Origin of the sequence: Sinorhizobium sp. B11 (assembly GCA_039725955.1) — a bacterium.
Taxonomy (GTDB): Bacteria; Pseudomonadota; Alphaproteobacteria; order Rhizobiales; family Rhizobiaceae; genus Rhizobium.
The window spans coordinates 1,616,883-1,633,413 of the sequence record CP091034.1 but is presented as its reverse complement, the minus strand read 5'-3'; the positions used below and the strand labels follow the sequence as shown (position 1 = coordinate 1,633,413).

Below are 16,531 nucleotides of genomic sequence, written 5' to 3'. Positions count from 1 at the left end.
ATTTCTAATGTGGGCCACACTGGCGAGTTAACCAGCACCACGCAACGTAAACCAAATGTTAAGGTTAACGCGGGAGCGGAGGCTGTGAATAGCTCAGCCGTAGACGCCGCGCACCAGCCGCTTCAACGCGCCTGCCGCCTTCTCCCAGTCCTTGCCGTTCTTCAACACCAGGCCCGCGCACTGGCCGCCGGCAGCGGCCGAAAGCACGAGGTGCTGGATGGAAGCAAAGATCAGGGCATTGACGGCCGCGGTATCGACGCCCTTGGGCGGCATCAGCGAACCGCGCATGCGGTCGAGCCAGAGCCCCAGCGCTTTCGAACGCGCTTCGGAAAGGCGCTTCACCTGCTCGGTATTTTCCGAAACCTCCCAGGCGACGATACGGCGCATCAAGGGATCGTCACGCAGCGCTTCCAGGAAGAGCAGCGACAGCCGCTCCATCAGGTCGCCATAGGTCAAAAGGAACATGCCGCCGGTATCTTCGGGAATGCGGTCCTTGACCCAATTGCCGAGATCGGCGCCGATCGCCTCGACAAGACCGTCGAGACCGCCATAGTAGCGGTAGATGAGCTGCTTGTCGCAGCCGGCGCGGCGGGCGACGGCATTGATGCCGAAATTCTGGAAGCCCTCTTCGGCCAGCAGATTCTTTGCGGCTTTCAAGATAGCGCGCTCGGTGGCGCTTCTGTCGCGGATGCGCTTTTCAGGTTCAGCGGCACCCGTCTTTTCGAGCACGGCCACGGCAGTTTCATTCAGCATTCGGTCAACCCCGGTCTGTCACCAATCGGTGAGTAACAGTGGAATTTTCCGTCTACAATCCTATCTAATTGAGAAGACTGTGGATATTGATGATCCGCAGCCCTGTTGACGCTGGTGGGCGGCCCGGCGGCATTTTTCACCCGACATAACACGCCGAGAAATCTTGCCCATGCGGTTGATCGCGATGGACGAACCCGGCATAGCTGCATTATGAAAAGAGACGACAATTTCTGCTAAGGCCTTGCAATGGTGAATTATATCGAAGCCGCAACCGCGCCGCCGAAAAATACCGGCGCCATCAGGCTTTACGGCCCTGAAGCATTCGAGGGAATGCGCAACGCGTGCCAGTTGACCGCACGCTGCCTCGATGCGCTTGCCGATGTCGTCAAGCCGGGTCTTGCCACCAATGAAATCGACCGCTTCGTTTTCGAATTCGGCATGGATAACGGCGCCTATCCGGCGACGTTGAACTATCGCGGCTATACGAAATCGACGTGTACCTCGATCAACCACGTCGTCTGTCACGGCATACCCGACGACAAGCCGCTGCGCGAAGGCGATGTCGTCAATATCGACGTGACCTTCGTTGTGGACGGCTGGCACGGGGATTCGAGCCGGATGTATCCGGTCGGCCAGGTAAAGCGTGCGGCGGAACGGCTGCTGGAAGTGACCTATGAGTCCTTGATGCGCGGCATCGCTGCCGTCCATCCCGGCGCGCGCACCGGCGCGATCGGCGAAGCGATCCAGACCTATGCGGAAGCCGAGCGCTGTTCGGTGGTGCGCGACTTCTGCGGCCATGGTGTCGGCCGCCTCTTCCACGATTCGCCAAACATCCTGCATTATGGCCGCGCCAATGAAGGGCCGGAACTGCGCGAGGGCATGATCTTCACCATCGAACCGATGATCAATCTCGGACGCCCGCATGTGAAGGTGCTGGCCGACGGTTGGACGGCGGTGACGCGCGATCGCTCGCTGTCGGCGCAATACGAACATACGGTCGGCGTCACCGCCAATGGCTGCGAAATCTTCACGCTTTCGCCCGCCGGCCTCGACCGGCCGGGCCTGCCGCCATTGAACGGGTGACATTGTCCATGGCGAAGGGGCCTGCTCCGCAGTCTGGCGACGACGAACTGCCTTTCGATACGGACGAGGACATCGTCACTGATGAACGAGCGTTTTTCGGACAGCCGGCAAAGGGGGCCGCTTCTACCAAAAAGTCCGCCCTGCCCGTCAAGGAAGAACATTATCACGGCCATCGCGAAAGGCTGCGCAGCCGTTTTCGCGAGCACGGCGATACGGCGCTCGTCGATTACGAAATCCTCGAACTCCTGCTTTTCCGACTCATACCGCGCCGCGACACGAAACCCATTGCCAAAGCGTTGATCGACCGCTTCGGATCGCTTGCCGGCGTGTTCGGCGCACCGGCCGCACTGCTGCAGGAGGTCAAAGGCGTCGGAGAGGCAGTGGCACTGGATCTGAAGCTGATATCCAGCATCGGCCATCGCGCCCTGAAGAGCGAGCTTAGGGGCAAGCAGGTGCTTTCCTCATGGTCGTCAGTCATACAGTACTGTCACGCAGCTATGGCGCATGAAACGCGCGAGCAGTTCCGCATCCTGTTCCTCGACAAGCGCAATGCGCTGATCGCCGACGAGGTGCAGGGGCGCGGAACCGTGGATCACACACCCGTCTATCCACGCGAGGTCGTGAGGCGGGCGCTGGAGCTTTCCGCAACGGCGCTCATTCTCGTGCACAACCACCCCTCGGGCGACCCCACACCATCACGCGCCGATATCGACATGACGAAGATGATCATCGATGCTGCGAAGCCGCTCGGCATCGCCATCCACGATCACATCATCATCGGCAAAGATGGACAAGCAAGCCTCAAAGGGCTGCGCCTGATATAAGACTGCGACCAAGGCATGAAAAAGCCATCTTGGCGTTCTCCAAGCTGAACGACTGAAACAGGATGGGAATTATGGGCGTTTCTCCTGGTCGCTTGTACGCGCCGCCAAGCCTTCGATCGCTGATACGGCTGACACTTTTGCTGCTTGTCGTAACCGGTCTCTATCTCGGTTACCTGCAGCTTTCGACGAATGTGCATGCGGTCGTCGATGGCCAGGTATACAGGTCCGCACAGCCCTCCCCCGCGAAGCTTGGCGAACTCGTCAAGGAATACGGCATCAAATCCGTACTGAACCTGCGCGGCGACAGCAGCGGCGAGGCCTGGTACGACAACGAGATCGCCGCGGCAAAGGGACTCAATGTCCAGCATATCGATTTCCGTATGTCGGCGACAAAGGAACTCTCCGTCGAGGAAGGGCGCCAGCTGATGGCGATCATGGCCGCTGCACCCAAACCGTTGCTCATCCACTGCAAGGCCGGCGCTGACCGTACGGGGCTGGCTTCGGCGATCTATGTCGCCGGCGTTGCCAAGGAAGGAGAGATGGCGGCGGAGTCGCAGATCTCGCTGACCTACGGCCATCTGTCGCTTTTCTTCATCGGCGCCTATGCAATGGATCGCACATTCGAGCGGCTTGAGCCGATGTTCGGCTTTCTGAACTCCTAAACTGTACCGGAAATAGAAACTGTAACATTGACCGGCTACCGATGAACGCGCGACATTTCGCGTCGCAATATGATTCCAATTCCAGTTCGGGGCTAAAGGATGTTCCAGTACGATCTCGTGGTAGTGGGCAGCGGCCCGGCAGGACGCCGCGGCGCAATCCAGGCTGCAAAACTCGGCAAGAAAGTGCTGGTCATCGAGGCGGGAAAACGCGTCGGTGGCGTCTCGGTCCACACCGGTACGATCCCTTCGAAGACGCTGCGCGAAACCGCACTCAATCTTTCCGGCTGGCGCGAGCGCGGCTTTTACGGCCGCAGCTACCGCGTCAAGCAGGAGATCAGCGCTGAAGACCTGCGCCGACGCCTGCTGATCACGCTCGACCATGAAGTCGAAGTGCTCGAACATCAGTTCGCCCGCAACCGCGTGCAGCACATTCGCGGCAAGGCAAGCTTCGTCGATGCCAATACTCTGCAGATCGTCAAGGACGACGGCGACACAATGACGGTGACTGGCGCCAGCATCCTGCTTGCCGTCGGCACCAAGCCGTTTCGGCCTGATTACATGCCCTTCGACAACAAGACCGTGCTCGATAGCGACGAGCTGCTTGATATCGAGGAACTGCCACGCAGCATGGTCGTCATCGGCGCCGGCGTCATTGGTATCGAATATGCAACGATCTTTTCGGCGCTGGATACGGCCGTTACCGTCATCGATCCAAAATCGACCATGCTCGACTTCATCGACAAGGAAATTATTGAGGATTTCACCTATCAGCTGCGCGACCGCAATATGAAGCTGCTGCTCGGCACGAAGGCCGAGAAGGTCGAGCGGCTTGAGACAGGCAAGGTGCAGCTGACACTCGACAGCGGCCGGCATCTCGTGACCGACATGGTGCTTTTCGCCGCCGGGCGCATGGGCGCCACCGATACACTCAACCTGGAGGCCATCGGCCTCGAAGCCGACAGCCGCGGACGCCTGAAGGTCAATCCCGAGACTTTCCAGACATCCGTGCCTAACATCTATGCCGCCGGCGACGTCGTCGGCTTCCCGAGCCTTGCCTCGACGTCGATGGAACAGGGCCGCATCGCAGCACGCGTCGCCATCGGTGCCGTCGCCAAGGAGCCGCAGAAGTATTTCCCCTACGGCATCTATGCCGTACCGGAAATTTCGACCTGCGGCCTGACGGAAGAGGAGATGAAAGAACGCGGCATTCCCTATGAATGCGGCATCGCCCGTTTCCGCGAGACATCACGCGGCCATATCATGGGCCTTGAGACCGGCCTGCTGAAGCTGATCTTCTCGCTGAAGACGCGTCGCCTGCTTGGCGTGCACATCGTGGGCGAAGGTGCGACAGAACTGGTGCATATCGGCCAGGCTGTGCTGAACTTGAAGGGCACAGTCGAATATTTCGTCGAAAATACGTTCAACTATCCGACGCTTGCCGAAGCCTACAAGATCGCCGGTCTCGATGCCTGGAACCGGATGGGCGATATAAAATCCGAACTTTGAGAACGCAAAGCGGAGACCAACCACGTTAGCATCGAGGTGTGACATCCCCGCATCTGCAGGCCTTTTCTCGATGACGCTAACATGTGCACATCCTGTGGTAGTCTGATATGAGGCCTGCAAACTGCCTATATCCTATGTCAAAAGATATTGGTAAAGTTCGAGCTGTTCGCACCGGGGGGCGTTCTATTGCGTTTTGTCTGTTGCCTTCCCAAGTATGGTGCGCGCCTTTCGACAGCATGAAATCCATGTCTTAGACTAGCCTGCGACGCCACCAAGGACCGGTCCGCAGCCAAAAACGAAAGATAATATTTTGGCCCACATTTCAGAGACTGCTCGCAGGCGGTTTCAACTTATCCTGATAAAGCCGTCGCACTATGATGACGACGGCTACGTGATCCGCTGGTGGCGGGCGATGATTCCCTCCAATTCGCTGGCGGCCATTTACGGGATCGCCGCTGACTGTGCCGAGCGGCAAATATTGGGCGCCGATACGGCAATCGACATTACCGTCATCGACGAGACCAATACGCGCATCGACTTCGCAGCGATCCTGGCGCAGTTCAAACGCAACGACAATTTCGGAATGATCGCGCTGATCGGCGTCCAATCCAATCAGTACCCCCGCGCACTCGACATCGCCCGCCCCTTCCGCGATGCCGGATTGCCGGTTTCGATGGGTGGCTTTCACATCTCGGGATGCCTGTCGATGCTCGACGGCGACGCGATCGGCCTCGAGGAATGCCGCAAGATGGGTATTTCCATGTTTGCCGGCGAGGCCGAGGGGCGGCTGGAGATGGTGCTGCGCGATGCAGTAGCCGGCGAACTGAAGCCGCTCTACAATTTCATGAACGACCTTCCCGGCATCGGCGGCACGCCGGTGCCCTTCCTGCCGAAGGACAATATCCAGCGCACGCTCGGCCTCAGCACCAGTTTCGATGCCGGCCGCGGCTGCCCCTATCAATGTTCCTTCTGCACGATTATCAACGTGCAGGGCCGCAAGTCGCGTTTTCGATCCGCTGACGATGTCGAACGGCTGGTGCGGATGAACTGGGCGCAGGGCATCCATAAGTTCTTCATCACCGACGACAACTTCGCCCGCAACAAGGATTGGGAAGCGATCTTCGACCGCCTGATCGAACTCAGGGAAAAGGATGGCATTCCGCTCGGCCTGATGATCCAGGTGGACACGCTCTGCCACAAGATCCCGAACTTCATCGAAAAGTCGAAACGCGCCGGCGTCACCCGTGTCTTCATCGGCCTGGAAAACGTCAATCCTGATAATCTGACCGCCGCCAAGAAGAACCAGAACAAGATCACCGAATATCGCAAGATGCTGCTGGCCTGGAAGGCACAGGGCATCATGACGCTTGCCGGCTATATTCTGGGCTTCCCGGCAGACACGCCGGAATCGATCCGCCGCGATATCAAGATCATTCAGGAAGAGCTGCCGCTCGACGTCATCGAATTCTTCGTTCTGACACCACTGCCCGGCTCCGAGGACCATCAGGTTCTCTGGAAGAAGGGCGTCGAGATGGACGCCGATCTCAATATCTACGATGTCGAGCATGTCTGCACGGCTCATCCGAAGATGAGCAAGAAGGAGTGGGAAGATATCTATCAGGAGGCCTGGTCGCTCTACTACTCGCCTGAGCATATGAAGACCCTGCTGCGGCGCGGCGCGGCAACCGGCATCAAGCTCAGCAGCCTCGTCAAGGTGCTGGTCTCGTTTGCGACCACCGTGCCACTTGAGAACGTTCATCCGCTGCAGAGCGGCCTTGTTCGCCTGAAGCATCCTTCAGAACGTCGCCCCGGCCTGAAGCGCGAGCATCCCCTGCTGTTCTGGCCGCGCTTTGCCTTCGACACCGCCCGCAAGCATCTCTCACTTGCCGGCACGATCATCAAGCTTAGCATTTCGGCTTTCTTTATCGCCCGCGATGTCGCTGCCAAAAGCTACATGGACAAGGCTCTGACACCCGTTGCCGATGATGACGAAGATGTTCTCGACCTCTTCACAAAGACGGCTGGTGGCACCGCTGCCGTCAGCCATATCAAGAAGGTCGCGGAACTGACCCACTCACGCAAGGCTGTCTAGAGTACCGTGCGTCCATCCGGACGCACCAGGGGCGCTTTAACTCGTTGAACCAACCATTGAGCTTCCCGAGAATCGACTCCGATTTTCGGGCCGGCGTGGTACTAGCTACGATTGAGCGATCGAGAGAGAACGGCCACGTGATCTCGTGGCAGCGACGTGACGTCAATCTGCCGCCCGACCCCATTCTTAAGTTAATGGCGGTCGCGTCCTGCCTCAGCCTCTATATCATCCAATCGGCAAAGCAAAGGCGCGCTGTTGTTCGTCCCAGCATCTCGTCGCCCATAGACTCGCGGAGTGCGGCGGCCGGCGATATTGACAGCGCTGCGTATTCAGATGCGGTCACGCGCCGCCTGCCGAACCGAAACTGAATTGGCTATCACTCGTTGCCAAACAAGCCGAAGCCGTAAGAATCCGACCTTTATTCTGGCTTAAGCAATTTGAATGATCTGGCCAACCTCGGCCATTTGCAGAATATCCAGGAATTCGACGATCTTGACACGATCAAAAAGAAAAGGCCCCGCACGTCGGCGGGGCCTTTCGAATTTCAGTCCGGAAAAACCGATTATTCGGCGCTGTCCTCGGAAGCCTTCTTCTTCGGAGCAGCCTTCTTCTTCGGAGCAGCTTCTTCGCCTTCAGCAGCGTCTGCAGCAGCTTCCGTCTTGGCGGCAGCCTTCTTCTTCGGCGCAGCCTTCTTGGTGTCAGCCTTTTCAGAAGCTTCGCCTTCTTCGTCGGCGAGCAGTTCTTCCTTGGTCACCTTCTTGTCGGTGACGTCGATTTCGGTCAGCAGGTGGTCGATGACCTTTTCTTCGAAGATCGGAGCGCGGATCGAGGCGGCGGCACCCGGCTGGCTGCGGAAGAACTCAAGGATCTGCTTTTCCTGGCCCGGATACTGGCGCAGCTGTTCGTAGACCGCGCGCTGCATTTCGTCTTCGCTGACTTCGACGCCGGCCTTTTCGCCGATTTCGGAGAGAACAAGACCGAGGCGAACGCGGCGCTCGGCGAGCTTCTGGTACTCTTCGCGAGCCTTCTCTTCGGTCGTGTCTTCGTCTTCGAAGGTCTTGCCGGACTGGGCGAGGTCATTGCTGACCTGGTTCCAGATGCCGTTATATTCGGCTTCGACGAGCTTGGACGGAGTTTCGAACTTGTAGAGTTCGTCAAGCTGGTCGAGGATCTGGCGCTTCAGCTTCTGGCGCGTCAGCGAACCGTACTGGGATTCGATCTGGCCGCGGACGATTTCCTTGAGACGGTCAGCCGATTCGAGACCGAGCTTCTTGGCAAGTTCGTCGTTGATTTCAACGTCGGCCGGAGCAGCAACTTCCTTGACGGTGACGTCGAAGGTGGCTTCCGCGCCAGCGAGGTTCTTGGCCGGATAGTCGGCCGGGAAGGTTACGTTGATGGTCTTCTCATCGCCAGCCTTGGCGCCGACGAGCTGGTCTTCGAAGCCCGGGATGAAACGGCCGGAACCGAGAACCAGTTCAGCGTCCTGATCGGTGCCGCCGTCGAAGGCAACGCCGTCGACCTTGCCGACATAGTCCATCTTGACGCGGTCGCCGTTGGCGGCCTTGCCCTTCTTTTCGGCATAGTCGCGGGCGCTTTCAGCGACCTTGAGAACCTGCTCGTTGACTTCGTCGTCGGAGATGTCAACGACTTCGCGCGTGACCTTGATGCCCTTGTTGGACTTCAGTTCGATCGGCGGGAGAACTTCGTAGGAGAGCGTGAACTCAAAATCCTGCTGGGCAGCGAGGATCTTTTCGACCTCGGCCTGGTCTTCCGTCATATCGATTTCCGGCTGGGTCGCCGACTTTTCACCACGGCTCGACAGGATCTGCGTCGGCTGGTCGCGGACGATCTCGTTGACGAGGTCGACCATGATGGACTTGCCATAAACCTTCTTGAGGTGAGCGGCCGGAACCTTGCCCGGACGGAAGCCGTTGATGCGAACCTTGTCCTTCACGTCGGCAAGGCGCTCGTTCAGCTTGTTTTCCATGTCCTTGGCCGGGATAACGACCTTGATTTCGCGCTTCAGCCCTTCAGCGAGCGTTTCGGTAACCTGCATGTCTTCCTACCTTCATTTCCGTGGCGGCCGTGCCCAGACGCCGTTCGTTTCGGTGAGCACGACGCCGGCCAACTGCCGCGCGTGGCTTTTTCTCAATTCCTGTTCGTTCCGCCTTAAGCGGAACTGCACTCGCTTTCCGGGTATCCGGGACAACCGAGTTCCAGTCCTCCCGCCCTGCAAGGCAGCTTGGTGCGGGTAGAGAGACTTGAACTCCCACGCCTTGCGGCACCAGAACCTAAATCTGGCGTGTCTACCAATTTCACCATACCCGCGTTCGCAAAACCGCATGCATATGCCTGCGCATGAGGCCTTCCGGAGCGCGGCGTCTCTATAACACCCGATTTAGAACAGGCAAAGGAAAAATGAACGGCAAATGACAGGGATTTTCGGCCAAAATCACATCGTTCCCGCCATCCATGCCGGCTCTCAATAGAGAGGCTCTTCATAGGCCGGCTTGCCGTCCACGACGAGGCTACGGATCTGCGCTGCACCGGAGGAGGAAACGCTGGCGGCGATCGAAACGACGCCCTCGTTGCGGGCCTCCTCCAGCGGCTTGCCTTCGCCTTCCGGCACGTAATAGCGCTCTATCCCGTATTCGACGCGGATGGTTTCGCCGCTACCGGGACCATAGCTATAGAAAGGCAGGCTGCGCAGGACGACTGTATCCGATGCCGCCGGCAATTTGGCGAATGACGATTCGACAATGCCCCAGAATCCATCGGGCTGGCGTCTGAGGCGCACCCACAGGGTCTGCTCGCCGGCTTCCGCCGGAATGCCGCCGGTGACTGTCGAGACAGGGACCGACGATATGTCGTAGTTCAGCACGACGTAGTCGCCGCGCAGGAAATCGCGCGGATCAACCGGAGCCGTCTTCAGCAAGACTTCGGTACCGCTTGCGAGGATAGAGGCACGGCTCTGGATAATGTAGCCGAGGATCAGCGTCTGCAGGCCGGCGACGAGGATTGCGGCAACAAGATAGAAGCGGCCGGTTTGCAGTCGTGCGAAGGCGAAGCTCATGCGCGTTCCTCCCCTGCCTCGACGGATCCTGGCCCAGACGCGAAGCGCCTTTCCAGGCGGATGACGACCCAGGCCACGGCAGCGACCACCAGGCCCGAGAAAAGGAAGAGGCTCGACGTGCCCAAGATCGTCCCAACCGTTACCGAGGCGAGGTACAGCATCTCGGCGGCGAAAGCGCCATAGGCCAGATAGCGCACCGCTCCATTATCCCGGCCATGCAGCACGAGCGCCACAATGGCGGCAGCCAGCGTCAGCAGGCCAATCACCACCATACGTCCGCCTTCATCCATTTCGATATGGAGCAGGAGCAATCCCATGAGGGCGACGAGGAAACTATAGAAGGCCGGGGCTGCACCCGCGGTTCTGACGAGCGAGGAAATCGGGCGGACGGGCAAGGCAGTCAGCAAGAAGGCCAGCATGCCGAGAACGGCGAAGACGATCGCCACGGATATTTCCTCCGTCATCATATAAAGCCATGCGAGCCAGCCGACCACCAGCAGATAGGCGAGATGGCGCGCCCGGGCAGCGCCTGTGAAGCGCACGAGCCCGATGATGACAGCCGCCATGACAAGCGGCGCATAAGGACCGAAGCCGAACCAGCGCGTGTCGAAATTCTCGAGGTAGACGGCAAAGGAGGCCCAGGAGAGAAAACCTGCGACTACGGTCACGGCGGCCGAGCGGAAAAGGATGGCTGAAACGGTCGCAACAGCGAACCAGAGATACATGACCACCTGTTCGTCGCCGGAGAGATGATACATCTGGCCGGTGAGCGATATGGCACCGCCGAAGCTCAGCGCACCGATAATGAGCAGGCCGCTCGCCGTCGCCTGCGCCCCGCGCATAAGAAGGAGTGCAGCGCCGATGTGCACCGCCCAGATGAGCGCCAGCATCAGGCCGACACGAACGAGGCGCGGGATGTACTCCCAGTTCGAAGCGACAAGAAGCAAAAGGGCAGCTCCGAGCAGTAGGGCCGCCAATCCCATCAGCACGCGGCCGAGACTGAAACTTGCCGGACGCGCGTCGTATTCGGCCAGCAGCGTCCTGGCCGTACCTTCCTCAAGAAGCCCCTTCTCCACCCAGAGAGAGAAATCCCGCTCCAACCTGCCGCGATACATGCCCTACCCCGCATCGACCCGCCAATTTCGGCTTCTGCATTTATAGCGCAGGATCGCCGCACGGAAATGCCGGTATTTCAAAAGTACAAGTTCCTCACTGGTCTAAATTGGATCAGGCATTAACGAAACACTAACCGCACCATTGCTAATATACAACCACTACAAAGAGGCATGCATGAACCGCATAGCCCTCATGAATATATTGCACTGCAAAATCATCAAAAGTCATACTATTTAACTTGATATCGAAGCACGGGGATGGCGCCCCGGCCCGGTTTTCCGGATGCCCGCGGACCATATGTCCGTGACGAGATTCGCAGACGCGCACTCCTCCTCCCAGCGCCCTGCGATAGACTGGCAACACTCCTCCTCCCAGTTGCCAGTCACCATCATGACGCCCACCGGATCCTCCCCCGGTGGGCGTTTTGTTTAACGTATGGTTAAACGATTAGCATCCTGACTTCTCAGGCTTTCACGAGAATCATCGTCAAGCATTCGTTAAGCACGGTCGGCAAAGCGGGGCGGGCAACATCGACGCTGATACGCAGCGATCTGGTGTCACGGATTTTCAGGACGGCGTTCCCGGGAGAAAAGACTTCCCGCAAGCAGGCACGCGGACCAAATATCAATTCGCAAAAGCCGGGTGATCAGCGAAAAATCATTCTGCCTATTCATTGACCAGAAAATGGCCAAAGCTTGTAAATCACAGCCAGAGCTCTGCGAATCATGCATAGGTGGATTGAAATGTTGTCTCTGTTAGTTCTTCGCGGCGCAACATATATTCTGGTCATCAAATAGAGGTCAGCGCCGAAGAGATGGCTGCTGGCAGGATCAAGCCCTAGGAAAGGGGATTAACATGAACTTCTCTCGCTCTTTCAATAACTGGCGCAAGTATCGTCAGACCGTTACTGAACTCGGCCGCATGACCAACCGCGAATTGCATGACCTCGGTATCGACCGTTCGGACATCCATCGCGTTGCTCGCGAAGCTGCCACCCGCTAAGTACAGGTAATCGCTGCTCCTCCCAAGCAGATTGCCTTCCCAAAACGCCTGCTGCTCCCGCAGCGGGCGTTTTCTTTTTGCGCACTACACTCGCTGCCGCAAAGGTTGCGAAAGTGTTAATTTCTGGCGCGCTCAAAAATCGCGCGCTGCATAATTTGCGAGCATCAGACTGCACATTTGCATAGCAGACGCCTTTTATTTGCACTGCACAAAAAGCGGGACCTCGACTATATAGATGTCAACCGCAGCAACGGCGATACCCGCCGCCTGCACAAGACATCCGAGGAAAAAACCATGAACCCGATCCGCATTGCAAAGAGCTGGATTAGCTACCGCCGTACGCTCAACGAACTTGGCAACCTGTCCAACCAGACGCTCGCCGATATCGGTGTGAGCCGTTACGACATCCGCGGCATCGCATCCCGCTCGTTCCGCTAAGAAAGCGGACGAACCATTCCCCAAGACGGCGCCATCAGGCGCCGTTTTCGTTTTTGGGCCTTGCTCCTTCTTTGTCGGAACCCTAGCGCCTTCCGTCAGTTCTCCTTCACGAAAGGAGACCAACATGGCAAATCAGCTCAATGCAGGCTTTACCGGCCAGCCCGCGAACAAACCCGAAGGTATCCGAAAGGCCGCGTCGAACACCGCCTCCGCGGTCAAGCGAGAAGTACAGGCCGTCGCAACGGGCGCGGCCGATCATCCCCACACTGCCAGCTCGGTCGTTGTCGGTATCGGCGTGCTGGCTTTCAGCATCGGCTATCTGCTCGGCCGCCAATCCGTCGAGACCAGCCGTTTCTGGAGGTGATACCTTGACCAGAACCTTTCTCGAAAAAGCAACTGACGATGCGCGGGCAGAAGACAGCCCGGCAGCCGACGCTCGCCGGCGTGAGATTGCCGACGAAACTGCCCGTGCGATGGATGCCCGGCGTAAAGACGGCGGAACACCGAAGGGTGAAATAGACACTTTCGGCGAGCACGCGGAAGAAATGGCTCCCGATGATCTCCCAAACCTTGCTGCACAACGCGAAGCGGTGCGGGAACATGGCGATGCCTACGTCGTCGCTGCCGATCTCGAAGATGCCGACCAGCGCGAAGCGTCGCCCGGAACGCGAGAGCAGGACTGACCAGCTTGCGGCGGCGCCGGGCACCGTTTTCGATTCTATTGTTGGATCGCATGTCCCGGCGTGATATCAGCCGCCAATGACCAATAATTCCTCCTATTCCCCCATTCATGTCATTGGCGGCGGACTAGCCGGCTCTGAGGCCGCGTGGCAGATCGCCCATGCGGGCGTTCCGGTGATCCTGCATGAAATGCGCGGCGTGCGCGGCACGGATGCGCACAAGACCGATGGACTTGCGGAACTCGTCTGTTCCAACTCCTTCCGCTCGGATGATGCTACCAGCAACGCCGTCGGCGTCATCCATGCGGAAATGCGCATGGCCGGTTCGCTGATCATGGCGTCGGCTGACAAACATCAGGTGCCAGCAGGCGGCGCACTGGCTGTCGATCGTGATGGCTTCTCTGATGCCGTGACCAAGGCAATCCACGAGCATCCGCTGATCACCGTGGTGCGTGAAGAGGTTTCGGGCCTGCCGCCGCAGGAATGGGATCAGACGATCATCGCCACCGGTCCACTGACGGCGGCATCGCTTGCAGGCGCCATCCAGGCGGAAACGGGCGAAGATTCCCTTGCGTTCTTCGATGCCATCGCACCGATCGTCTACCGTGACAGCATCGACATGGATATCTGCTGGTATCAGTCGCGCTATGACAAGGTCGGCCCCGGCGGCACCGGCAAGGACTATATCAACTGCCCGATGACCGAGGAGCAGTACAATGCATTCGTCGACGCGTTGATTGCCGGCGATGCGGTCGGTTTCAAGGAGTGGGAGGGCACGCCCTATTTCGACGGCTGCCTGCCGATCGAGGTGATGGCCGAGCGCGGACGCGAGACGCTGCGCCATGGACCGATGAAGCCGATGGGCCTTACCAATGAGCACAATCCGACGGTGAAAGCCTATGCCGTCGTGCAGCTGCGCCAGGACAATGCGCTCGGCACGCTCTACAATATGGTCGGGTTCCAGACGAAGCTGAAATATGGTGCCCAGGCAGAGATCTTCCGGCTGATCCCGGGCCTCGAGAATGCCGAATTCGCGCGGCTCGGCGGCCTGCATCGCAACACCTACATCAACTCGCCGACTTTGCTCGATCCATCACTGATGCTGAAATCGCGCCCGGGCCTGCGGTTTGCCGGTCAGATCACCGGCTGCGAAGGCTATGTGGAAAGCGCAAGCGTCGGTCTGCTGGCAGGCCGCTTTGCCGCGGCAGAACGCAAGGGCGAGCCAGTTTCCCTTCCGCCAGCTACAACGGCGCTTGGCTCGCTGCTCGGGCACATTACTGGCGGCCATCTCGTCACCGACGAGGAGCCGGGCAAACGCTCGTTCCAGCCGATGAACATCAATTTCGGTCTTTTTCCGGAATTGCAGCCGGGCTCGATCGTCAAGCCAGAAGGCGTCAAGCGCTTCCGCGGCAAGGACAAGACGATCATGAAGCGACAGTTGATTGCCAAGCGGGCGCTTGCAGATTGCGCCGCCTGGCTGGGTCAGGACATCAAGCTCGCCGAAAGCGCCTGAAATTACTGCGGCTAATGCCCGTTTGCCGCTGAGGTATTCGGCGCGGACAATTCCTTATCCGGCTCGGCAACATAGTTGCCGAGCAGCCATAACGAGACCTCCGACGCCTCCTTGGCCGAGGTGAACTCGTAGGTGCCGTTGTGAGAGGGTGCATTGACAAATTCGATGTTCAAACCCCTGCCCGTTTCGGAAGCAAGGACGCGCACCGTTCCCGGCTCGATCAAATGGCAAGCGAAATGGCGCGACATGTTGCGCATGAAACCAGCCTTGTTGTCATGCAGGCGTACGAAGACGGCCTGACCGTCAACGGTCGCCTGGAGCTGGCGGATTGCTTCGTTGGGGAAAGCCCGGCCGAATTCGATGATGGCAAGGCCCGTATCGTGCAGGCCATCTTCCTTGTTCTGAGCAGCCATGCGAGTCGCCACGAAGGCGAAGAAGATGACGATGGCGAAAAGAACGCACCAGACGATAATGCCCACGCGGATTCTCCGTTTAGAATGGGGTTACGCCTGACATAACGCACGAGACTTGCGCGAGTTTGACCGTTGTCAGATTTTCTTGCGCATGCCGGCAAATGCCATGCGCATCTGACGCCGCCATTGCGGCTCCTGAAGCGAGGCCTCCAGAACGGCGGCACCGCGCTTCTGCGCCTTCATCAGTACAGGTTCCGCAAGCACAGCAGGCAGGAAGGCGGGCAGGACCGATGGCGGCAGGACGGACGCCCTCGCCTTCGCAAGGTGATCGCGACCAAGCCCGGCAAGAGCTTCGATGGCCGCAGAGATGCGCGGCTTGTCCTCGCCAGCCAAAAAAGTCTCCCGGTCGAGACCTGTCGCGGACAGGATTTCAAGCGGGATATAGACCTGACCGCGGCGTTGATGGAGCGGCATCAGGAGTAGCATGCCTGAAATAGCCTGCGCCACACCGGCATGACCGGCGGCATCGGCGGATTTCATCGCCTCGTCAGGGGAAAGGATGAGGCCTGCAAGCTGGATGAGCGCCGAGGCCGTTTCACCCGCATAGCCCTCCAGCGAGGTACGGCTCTCCATCGGGTCGTCATAGAGATCGAAAATCCGGGCCTCTATCATGTTGACGAGCGTCTGGCGTGGCAGCCGGTGCGCCTCGACGGCCGAAAGAAGGGCTGCCGCGAGCGGATTGGCCTCGGTCGAACCGTGTGCATTGCCTTCCAGGAGATCGCGCCAATATTGCATGCGGATTTCGCCGGGCAGCGGTTCGTGCACGAGGTCGCGGATGCGGGCGAGCTCGACATTGAAGGCGTAGAGGGCGGCGAGCGCACCGCGCTTGTCATCAGGCGACAGCAGGCAGGCGAGGTAACGGTCGCGATCGGTGTCGCGCAGCATCGCCAGGCTGATATCCTGGTTCGTCCTTGTATCGCTCATGTTCAGACTGCGATCAGGGCGGCGGCGACGGCACGCTGCTCGGAGAGCATGATATTGAAGGTTCGCACGGCGGCACCCGTGCTCATCGGGTCTGAGGAGATACCGCGCGCCTTGAGCGCGGCACGCAACTCTGCAGGCAGGCGTCGAAGCTCCGTGCCGGTACCGACCAGCAGCACCTCGATATCAGCCGCCTCATCGAGCACCTGGCGGAAATTCTCGACCGACAGAGGCTTCGTCATATCCATGTCCCAGCCGTGAATGCCCGACGGCAGGCAAAGGATGGAGCCGCGATGCGACATATCCGCAAAACGGAAGCCACCATTGCCATAGGTGTCGATGGGAGCGCGGCCCGGGAAATGGGCGTCGCGGATTTCAATGCCTTTTGCCATATG

The 16,531-nt window shown here is 59.0% G+C and carries 17 protein-coding genes and 1 tRNA gene; 10 read left to right on the top strand and 8 right to left on the bottom strand.

Annotation, left to right across the window (positions count from 1 at the left end):
- Window positions 1–93 precede the first annotated feature (93 nt).
- Window positions 94–753 (bottom strand): TetR/AcrR family transcriptional regulator, encoded by a 660-nt coding sequence (locus LVY75_17945; protein ID XAZ25054.1) that lies wholly within the window; start codon window positions 751–753, stop codon window positions 94–96.
- A 246-nt stretch (window positions 754–999) separates the two neighbouring features.
- On the opposite strand from LVY75_17945, the gene map reads away from it, so the two are divergent.
- The 5 genes from map (at window position 1,000) to LVY75_17920 (ending at window position 6,920) form a co-directional block, all read left to right on the top strand.
- Complete coding sequence (gene map / locus LVY75_17940) at window positions 1,000–1,836, top strand: type I methionyl aminopeptidase (protein ID XAZ25053.1); 837 nt, start codon at window positions 1,000–1,002, stop codon at window positions 1,834–1,836.
- An 8-nt stretch (window positions 1,837–1,844) separates the two neighbouring features.
- Entirely contained in the window at window positions 1,845–2,660 is an 816-nt protein-coding gene (gene radC / locus LVY75_17935) for a DNA repair protein RadC (GenBank protein ID XAZ25052.1), read from the top strand.
- Between the two features lie 71 nt (window positions 2,661–2,731).
- Window positions 2,732–3,322 carry a dual specificity protein phosphatase family protein gene (locus LVY75_17930; GenBank protein XAZ25051.1) on the top strand — a complete coding sequence of 197 codons (591 nt, stop codon included), beginning with the start codon at window positions 2,732–2,734 and terminating at the stop codon, window positions 3,320–3,322.
- 99 nt (window positions 3,323–3,421) lie between these two features.
- Window positions 3,422–4,828, top strand: coding sequence for a Si-specific NAD(P)(+) transhydrogenase (gene sthA, locus LVY75_17925; GenBank protein XAZ25050.1), 1,407 nt, complete (start codon window positions 3,422–3,424; stop codon window positions 4,826–4,828).
- Between the two features lie 310 nt (window positions 4,829–5,138).
- Complete coding sequence (locus LVY75_17920) at window positions 5,139–6,920, top strand: radical SAM protein (GenBank protein ID XAZ25049.1); 1,782 nt, start codon at window positions 5,139–5,141, stop codon at window positions 6,918–6,920.
- A 562-nt stretch (window positions 6,921–7,482) separates the two neighbouring features.
- On the opposite strand, the gene tig is transcribed toward LVY75_17920, so the two are convergent.
- The 4 genes from tig to LVY75_17900 form a co-directional block, all read right to left on the bottom strand.
- A complete protein-coding gene (gene tig, locus LVY75_17915) occupies window positions 7,483–8,976 on the bottom strand; it encodes a trigger factor (GenBank protein XAZ25048.1) in 1,494 nt (497 codons plus the stop codon).
- Between the two features lie 187 nt (window positions 8,977–9,163).
- A tRNA-Leu gene (locus LVY75_17910) sits at window positions 9,164–9,248 on the bottom strand.
- Window positions 9,249–9,402: 154 nt separating this feature from the next.
- A complete protein-coding gene (locus LVY75_17905; GenBank protein XAZ25047.1) occupies window positions 9,403–9,993 on the bottom strand; it encodes a GDYXXLXY domain-containing protein in 591 nt (196 codons plus the stop codon).
- Window positions 9,990–11,108, bottom strand: a complete 1,119-nt coding sequence (locus LVY75_17900; protein ID XAZ25046.1) for a DUF2157 domain-containing protein — start codon at window positions 11,106–11,108, stop codon at window positions 9,990–9,992. The genes LVY75_17905 and LVY75_17900 overlap by 4 nt, the downstream gene beginning before the upstream one ends.
- A gap of 856 nt (window positions 11,109–11,964) precedes the next feature.
- Between LVY75_17900 and LVY75_17895 the strand changes: the two genes are divergently transcribed.
- From LVY75_17895 to trmFO, 5 genes are all read left to right on the top strand, one after another.
- Window positions 11,965–12,111 carry a DUF1127 domain-containing protein gene (locus LVY75_17895; protein XAZ25045.1) on the top strand — a complete coding sequence of 49 codons (147 nt, stop codon included), beginning with the start codon at window positions 11,965–11,967 and terminating at the stop codon, window positions 12,109–12,111.
- Window positions 12,112–12,405: 294 nt separating this feature from the next.
- On the top strand, window positions 12,406–12,549 hold the full coding sequence (locus LVY75_17890) for a DUF1127 domain-containing protein (protein ID XAZ25044.1): 144 nt from the start codon (window positions 12,406–12,408) through the stop codon (window positions 12,547–12,549).
- A gap of 124 nt (window positions 12,550–12,673) precedes the next feature.
- A complete protein-coding gene (locus LVY75_17885) occupies window positions 12,674–12,913 on the top strand; it encodes a hypothetical protein (protein XAZ25043.1) in 240 nt (79 codons plus the stop codon).
- Between the two features lie 4 nt (window positions 12,914–12,917).
- Window positions 12,918–13,232: a hypothetical protein gene (locus tag LVY75_17880; GenBank protein ID XAZ25042.1), complete on the top strand. Its 315-nt coding sequence runs from the start codon at window positions 12,918–12,920 to the stop codon at window positions 13,230–13,232.
- Window positions 13,233–13,308: 76 nt separating this feature from the next.
- Window positions 13,309–14,742 (top strand): methylenetetrahydrofolate--tRNA-(uracil(54)-C(5))-methyltransferase (FADH(2)-oxidizing) TrmFO, encoded by a 1,434-nt coding sequence (gene trmFO, locus LVY75_17875; GenBank protein ID XAZ25041.1) that lies wholly within the window; start codon window positions 13,309–13,311, stop codon window positions 14,740–14,742.
- 11 nt (window positions 14,743–14,753) lie between these two features.
- Here the strand turns inward: trmFO and LVY75_17870 are convergent, their stop codons facing one another.
- The 3 genes from LVY75_17870 to LVY75_17860 all read right to left on the bottom strand — a co-directional run bounded on the left by LVY75_17870 (window position 14,754) and on the right by LVY75_17860 (window position 16,528).
- The gene (locus LVY75_17870) at window positions 14,754–15,221 is read right to left on the bottom strand and encodes a hypothetical protein (protein ID XAZ25040.1); all 468 of its coding nucleotides are present in this window, start codon (window positions 15,219–15,221) and stop codon (window positions 14,754–14,756) included.
- Window positions 15,222–15,290: 69 nt separating this feature from the next.
- Window positions 15,291–16,139, bottom strand: a complete 849-nt coding sequence (locus LVY75_17865) for a phytoene/squalene synthase family protein (protein ID XAZ25039.1) — start codon at window positions 16,137–16,139, stop codon at window positions 15,291–15,293.
- A gap of 2 nt (window positions 16,140–16,141) precedes the next feature.
- Entirely contained in the window at window positions 16,142–16,528 is a 387-nt protein-coding gene (locus LVY75_17860; protein XAZ25038.1) for an Mth938-like domain-containing protein, read from the bottom strand.
- Between the last annotated feature and the right edge of the window lie 3 nt (window positions 16,529–16,531).

Coding starts and splice junctions, on each gene's coding strand:
- LVY75_17930 (XAZ25051.1), top strand. CDS start 2,732: ATGGGCGTTTCTCCTGGTCGCTTGTACGCGCCGCCAAGCCTTCGATCG.
- LVY75_17885 (XAZ25043.1), top strand. CDS start 12,674: ATGGCAAATCAGCTCAATGCAGGCTTTACCGGCCAGCCCGCGAACAAA.
- tig (XAZ25048.1), bottom strand. CDS start 8,976: ATGCAGGTTACCGAAACGCTCGCTGAAGGGCTGAAGCGCGAAATCAAG.
- map (XAZ25053.1), top strand. CDS start 1,000: ATGGTGAATTATATCGAAGCCGCAACCGCGCCGCCGAAAAATACCGGC.
- LVY75_17860 (XAZ25038.1), bottom strand. CDS start 16,528: ATGGCAAAAGGCATTGAAATCCGCGACGCCCATTTCCCGGGCCGCGCT.
- LVY75_17890 (XAZ25044.1), top strand. CDS start 12,406: ATGAACCCGATCCGCATTGCAAAGAGCTGGATTAGCTACCGCCGTACG.
- LVY75_17895 (XAZ25045.1), top strand. CDS start 11,965: ATGAACTTCTCTCGCTCTTTCAATAACTGGCGCAAGTATCGTCAGACC.
- radC (XAZ25052.1), top strand. CDS start 1,845: ATGGCGAAGGGGCCTGCTCCGCAGTCTGGCGACGACGAACTGCCTTTC.
- sthA (XAZ25050.1), top strand. CDS start 3,422: ATGTTCCAGTACGATCTCGTGGTAGTGGGCAGCGGCCCGGCAGGACGC.
- LVY75_17865 (XAZ25039.1), bottom strand. CDS start 16,139: ATGAGCGATACAAGGACGAACCAGGATATCAGCCTGGCGATGCTGCGC.
- LVY75_17905 (XAZ25047.1), bottom strand. CDS start 9,993: ATGAGCTTCGCCTTCGCACGACTGCAAACCGGCCGCTTCTATCTTGTT.
- LVY75_17900 (XAZ25046.1), bottom strand. CDS start 11,108: ATGTATCGCGGCAGGTTGGAGCGGGATTTCTCTCTCTGGGTGGAGAAG.
- LVY75_17945 (XAZ25054.1), bottom strand. CDS start 753: ATGCTGAATGAAACTGCCGTGGCCGTGCTCGAAAAGACGGGTGCCGCT.
- trmFO (XAZ25041.1), top strand. CDS start 13,309: ATGACCAATAATTCCTCCTATTCCCCCATTCATGTCATTGGCGGCGGA.